Origin of the sequence: Clostridium sp. DSM 8431 (genome assembly GCF_900116755.1) — a bacterium.
GTDB lineage: Bacteria > Bacillota > Clostridia > Clostridiales > Clostridiaceae > Clostridium.
Window position 1 is genome coordinate 1 of sequence record NZ_FPBY01000221.1, and the last position, 4850, is coordinate 4850.

The following is a 4850-nucleotide window of genomic DNA, read 5'->3' on the forward strand; positions in this document are numbered from 1 at the left end:
AACGGCACGTACGGTGGTGTGAGAGGTCGGTAATCAAAATAATTGATTACCTCCTACTCGATTCTAGATTATTCTAGATGAAAAGTTGACATCTGAAATTAAGTATAATAAAATTTTATATATGAGATAATTAAATATGCCCTTATAGTTAAATGGATAGAACAATCCCCTCCTAAGGGATAGATGTAGGTTCGATTCCTACTGGGGGTACCATATAGGAATAAGAAACGGCTTAACCGTAAGGGTTAAGCCGTTTTTATTTTGATAAAAAGGGACATTAAAGGCTAAGGAAGGGATTAGCTATAGCAAAATAGAAAAGGAATCTGGATGGAGCAGGGCAACTGTATGTAGAGTTTTAAATGGAGCATATAATGTAGATTAAATTAAAGTATTAAGTTTTCCCCTTTCATAAAAGGGTCAGGATAAGATAGCACTACGTTTGAACTACAACTTCAAGGCAAAGCCTTGAAAATACTTATTTAATAGATGTGTTATAAATAGCAAAAAAGATATTGTAATTGAGTTACAGTTAATTGATAAAATAAATAAAAGAATAGTAAATATCAAAGATGGGAGAGTGTTATAATTGGCTATTTCGTTACAAAAGCAGGTGAGGTTTACAAGTAAACAGATAGAAGATATAAATAGATTTGCAGAAATTAAGGGATATAATTTCTCGGAAGCAGTAAGGGAACTTTGTGATAAGGGTTTACAAATACAAGTATCTAATGATAATATCAATTTAGTGGCTGAAATTATTGAAGAAAGACTAAGATCAATATTAAAACCACAAGTAGAGCGCTTGGCAGCAATCTCAGCAAAAGGTGCGATTATGAGTGCAACTTCATCTTATTTGAATGCACAAGCAATAGTTGATTTTGTACCTAAGGAAAGAAGAAGAGAATTTCTTGAGGTATATGAAAAGGCAAGATTAAAAGGTATTGCTTATGTTAAAAATTCATATGCAGATAGTGAATTAAAAGAACGATTAAAATAAAAGTAAAATTTAATTATAATATTCTATTGATAAAAAGGGGCTTCAGAGCCCCTTTTATTTATACTAACTAACTTATTAACTAAGTTAGTTAATAAGTTAGTTGAATGTGGATAAGATGTGAGTGGATAATTATTTTTTTATTCTTGTTTTAGAGAAAAATAATAACAAATCAATAAAAATACAAAAGAAAGAATTGCTTGAAAAAATTAACATAAAGTTACAAAAGTGGTATTATTTAAGTGTGACCGTTTATACAAAACAATAAGGGGATAGGTGATTGTTATGAAGAGAAATGAAGAAACAAAAAAGATATTTTAAGTAATCAATTTGAAGTAGAGAACATAAGCGATAGTTTTAAGGAACTAGAAAATTTAGATGATTTATGGTATTTTATAAAATCAGCATCATCAGGATGGATAGCTGGATCAGCTAATTAATTAGCAGTTAAATAAGTATAAATGGTCACTATATAAACATTTTAGAGAGGTAGGGTTTTGGGTGAAAAATTTAACTATAAATATAACAAGCAAATGTACGGCAGAATGTAAACATTGTTGTTTTTCTTGTGCTCCTAACCGAACAGATGAGTTGAAAGAAGAAGAAATATGGAATGCTGTAAATTATGGAATTAATAATGATGAAATAAATGAAATAGCCATAACTGGAGGTGAGCCTTTTTTATACGAAGAGTTGCTTTTTAAGGTTATTAAAGCTATTTCAGATAGTGGTAAAACTGTAACTTGTATAACAAATGGATTTTGGGGAACTTCTTATGAAGTTGCATTTAAGAAAATTAAAAAGTTATGTAAATTAGGATTACGAATTTTAACTATTAGTTGTGATGAATTTCATAATGAATATATACCTATTGATAATATAAAAAATATACTAACAGCATGTGTGCAATTTCCTATTAGAGTTGCAATAAATACTACTGTAACTAAAGTAAATACAGGTAATAAAGTATTAGAAAAGCTAAATGATAGCTTGTTAGGTGTTGCAGTTACCAGATTCTCAGCTGCACCTGTAGGCAATGCGGCTAAAGAATTAGATAAATCTACTTTTTATTATAGTTTAGATATAAATAAGCCTAAGAAGTGCTCTGAACCATCATCTGGGATGGTAATTCATCATGATGGATATGTATATCCTTGCTGTTCTCCTTTGGTATTTGATACTAAATTACGTTTAGGATCAATTAGAGAGTATAGTTTAGAAGCATTAAATAAGAAATTTCATTCTAATCTTTTAATATATATCATAAAAAAAGAGGGTCCTGAATGGTTTGTTGGGAAATGCAGGGAAAAGGGGTATAATAAATTTAAAGATAAATATATATCATCATGTGAATTGTGTGCAGATTTATTTAAAGATGATTATGTAATGAATTTATTATATGAAGATATGAAAGAGTATTATCAAAATGTATTATCAAAAGTTTGAAGACGATAAATATGAAATGTTAAAAAGTGATAATGTAATAGCTGTTAAGGATAAAACTTTAAATAAGTATTACGAGGCTGAATATTCGGAGCTTTTTAAAAATATTAAATGGAAAAAATATTTATCTAGAGTTAGCAAGACTTTCTTTATAGTTTATTTACTAGTATTGCTATCGTTACTTATAGTAAATTTAATGTTTTTATTCATATGTCCTACTTTTAGTATTAATAATAAATTACTCTTTATTGGAATATCTTTTGCTTATACATTAATAAATGTAATAGCACATGAAGGAGCTCATATAATAGCGTTAAAAGTGTTTGGAAAAAAGGTAGATAAGGTTGGAATGAAGATGAATTATATATTTCCATCAATATATGTAAGAATGAATGATGTTTATATGTTATCAAGAGAAGAAAAAGTAATTGTTCATTCAGCTGGAATATTTGCAAATGTGATAGTTAATGGTGGAATATTGATATTTACATATATTTTTAAACTAAATATGATTTTGGCTGTAAGTCAATTTTTTGTATTAGGAATAATCATGAATGTTGTTCCAGTTTTAAATTCAGATGGATATAAGGTTATGTTAGCAATGTTTATGTATAATGAAAAAAAGGACAAGATATATAACTCTAAATTTATAGAGATGATAGGGTATGGAAATATTATATTATCAGCTATTTATTTTGTGAAATTAATAATAGATATTTTATAATAAGTTATGGGGAAAGGGATGATAATATGAGGCTTAGAAATTATTCTTTAAAAGTTGGCAATAAAATACTTTTAGATAATTTAAGTATTTCTTTTGAGAATAAAGTAATGAATCATTTGTTAGGAAGTAATGGGGTTGGAAAATCATGTTTTGCTAAATCTATGGTTGGTATGATTCCATATACAGGAATAGTAGAAGATATAGAAGATTCGCCTATAGTAATTAGTAGTTATAGTAATGTTCCATTAGATTTTAAATTGCCAGATATAATAAAAATATTAGAAAAGAAGTTTGATAAAAAAAGAATAGATTATTTTTATAAATTATTAAAACTTGATAGTATATCTAAAGAGATAAAAATTAAGAAGATGAGTGATGGACAAAAACAAAAAATTAAGCTATTATGCTTTTTAATGCCGTTACCAAAGGTAATAATATTAGATGAATTTACATCTGCATTAGATAAAAAAAGTTGTCTAGAAGTGTATAGTTTTTTGAATGATTTTGTTAAAGATAATGATGTTACTTGTATAAATATAACTCATAATTTATCAGATGTTGAATATATGCCAGGAAAGTATTATTTATTTAATGATAGAAAGATTCAAGAATTTGATTCTAAAGATAACATAATCTCTGCATATGTAAAGGGAGGTGTTTAAAATGGAAATTAAGCGTACTATAAATAATAAGGTGTTTCTGTTCTGTATTTCAACTGTAATGTTAGCATTTATATTAGGATATATTCTCTTAGTTAGTATTGATAAAATTGAAGATGTAACTTTAAATCAGTTTTTCTTTAGTGTTTATACTGTATTTACACAGTTTGGAATGTTATTTTTTTCAATAATAATTATTTATTCAATAAGTTTAGATTATAGAGAAAAGAATACATTGTTTTATAAACTATTTGATATTGATGCTAAAGAGTATTTTTTACGTAAGTTGGGAGTACTGATTTTATGGTTTTCAATTTCAATATTTCTAGCAGTAGCTATATCATGTGCTATGTTTAGAGATTTTTCAAAGTTTTTTATAATGTTTAGTTATCTTGAAAATGCTATTATATACGTAATTTTAATAGCATTACTATTAGGATTTTTATTTAAGAATATGATCGTTGCATTTTGTGCAAATCTATTTATATGGATTTTTTCAATTATCTTATTAACTATACTACCTGCACAGCATTTGATTGCTTATTTTGATGCTTCAAATATTTTATATAAAAACCTAGAACAATATCTTCAGACAGGTGGCACAGAATATTTAGCAATTTGGAAAAGCTGTTTGTATAATTTAGGCTTATTTGTTATAGTCTTTGCCACTGTATGTATTCTAAAAAAGAGATGGATTAGAAATGGCATATAAGGAGGATAATCATATAATATTTAAGAAGTATAATGTGATAAAATAAAAAGTTGCCCAAAAAGTTGCCATTTGATTAATATTTATGTGTTTTTATAAATTTATACAATTATAAATAACTATAAATATAACTAGAGATATAGCGTTTTACGAGGATTTTATTGAATATCTAGTCGTGAAATGTTCTATTAAATGATTCCTACTGGGGGTACCATATAAAATTAAGTAAAAGGGGATGTAAAAAAACTCTCCTAAAAAGAAAATCGCTGTAGGCATTAAACTTACAGCGATTTTTTGGTAAAATTAAATTATGATACCAAA

The 4850-nt window shown here is 26.7% G+C and carries 5 protein-coding genes and 1 tRNA gene; all 6 read left to right on the forward strand.

What is annotated here, in order from left to right:
- The first annotated feature begins 138 nt into the window (after window positions 1–138).
- A tRNA-Arg gene (locus BM384_RS15635) sits at window positions 139–213 on the forward strand.
- A gap of 373 nt (window positions 214–586) precedes the next feature.
- Window positions 587–997, forward strand: coding sequence for a hypothetical protein (locus BM384_RS15640; RefSeq protein ID WP_090014984.1), 411 nt, complete (start codon window positions 587–589; stop codon window positions 995–997).
- Between the two features lie 498 nt (window positions 998–1495).
- Complete coding sequence (locus BM384_RS15650; protein ID WP_090014987.1) at window positions 1496–2440, forward strand: YydG family radical SAM peptide epimerase; 945 nt, start codon at window positions 1496–1498, stop codon at window positions 2438–2440.
- A complete protein-coding gene (locus BM384_RS15655; RefSeq protein ID WP_090014989.1) occupies window positions 2421–3161 on the forward strand; it encodes a zinc metalloprotease in 741 nt (246 codons plus the stop codon). The genes BM384_RS15650 and BM384_RS15655 overlap by 20 nt, the downstream gene beginning before the upstream one ends.
- A gap of 26 nt (window positions 3162–3187) precedes the next feature.
- Window positions 3188–3823: an ATP-binding cassette domain-containing protein gene (locus BM384_RS15660; protein WP_090014991.1), complete on the forward strand. Its 636-nt coding sequence runs from the start codon at window positions 3188–3190 to the stop codon at window positions 3821–3823.
- A gap of 1 nt (window position 3824) precedes the next feature.
- Window positions 3825–4532: a hypothetical protein gene (locus BM384_RS15665; RefSeq protein ID WP_090014993.1), complete on the forward strand. Its 708-nt coding sequence runs from the start codon at window positions 3825–3827 to the stop codon at window positions 4530–4532.
- Window positions 4533–4850: the final 318 nt, after the last annotated feature.

Bases quoted from the DNA above. Each gene is read 5' to 3' on its own strand.
- BM384_RS15655 (WP_090014989.1), top strand. From the start codon at position 2,421: ATGTATTATCAAAAGTTTGAAGACGATAAATATGAAATGTTAAAAAGT.
- BM384_RS15660 (WP_090014991.1), top strand. From the start codon at position 3,188: ATGAGGCTTAGAAATTATTCTTTAAAAGTTGGCAATAAAATACTTTTA.
- BM384_RS15665 (WP_090014993.1), top strand. From the start codon at position 3,825: ATGGAAATTAAGCGTACTATAAATAATAAGGTGTTTCTGTTCTGTATT.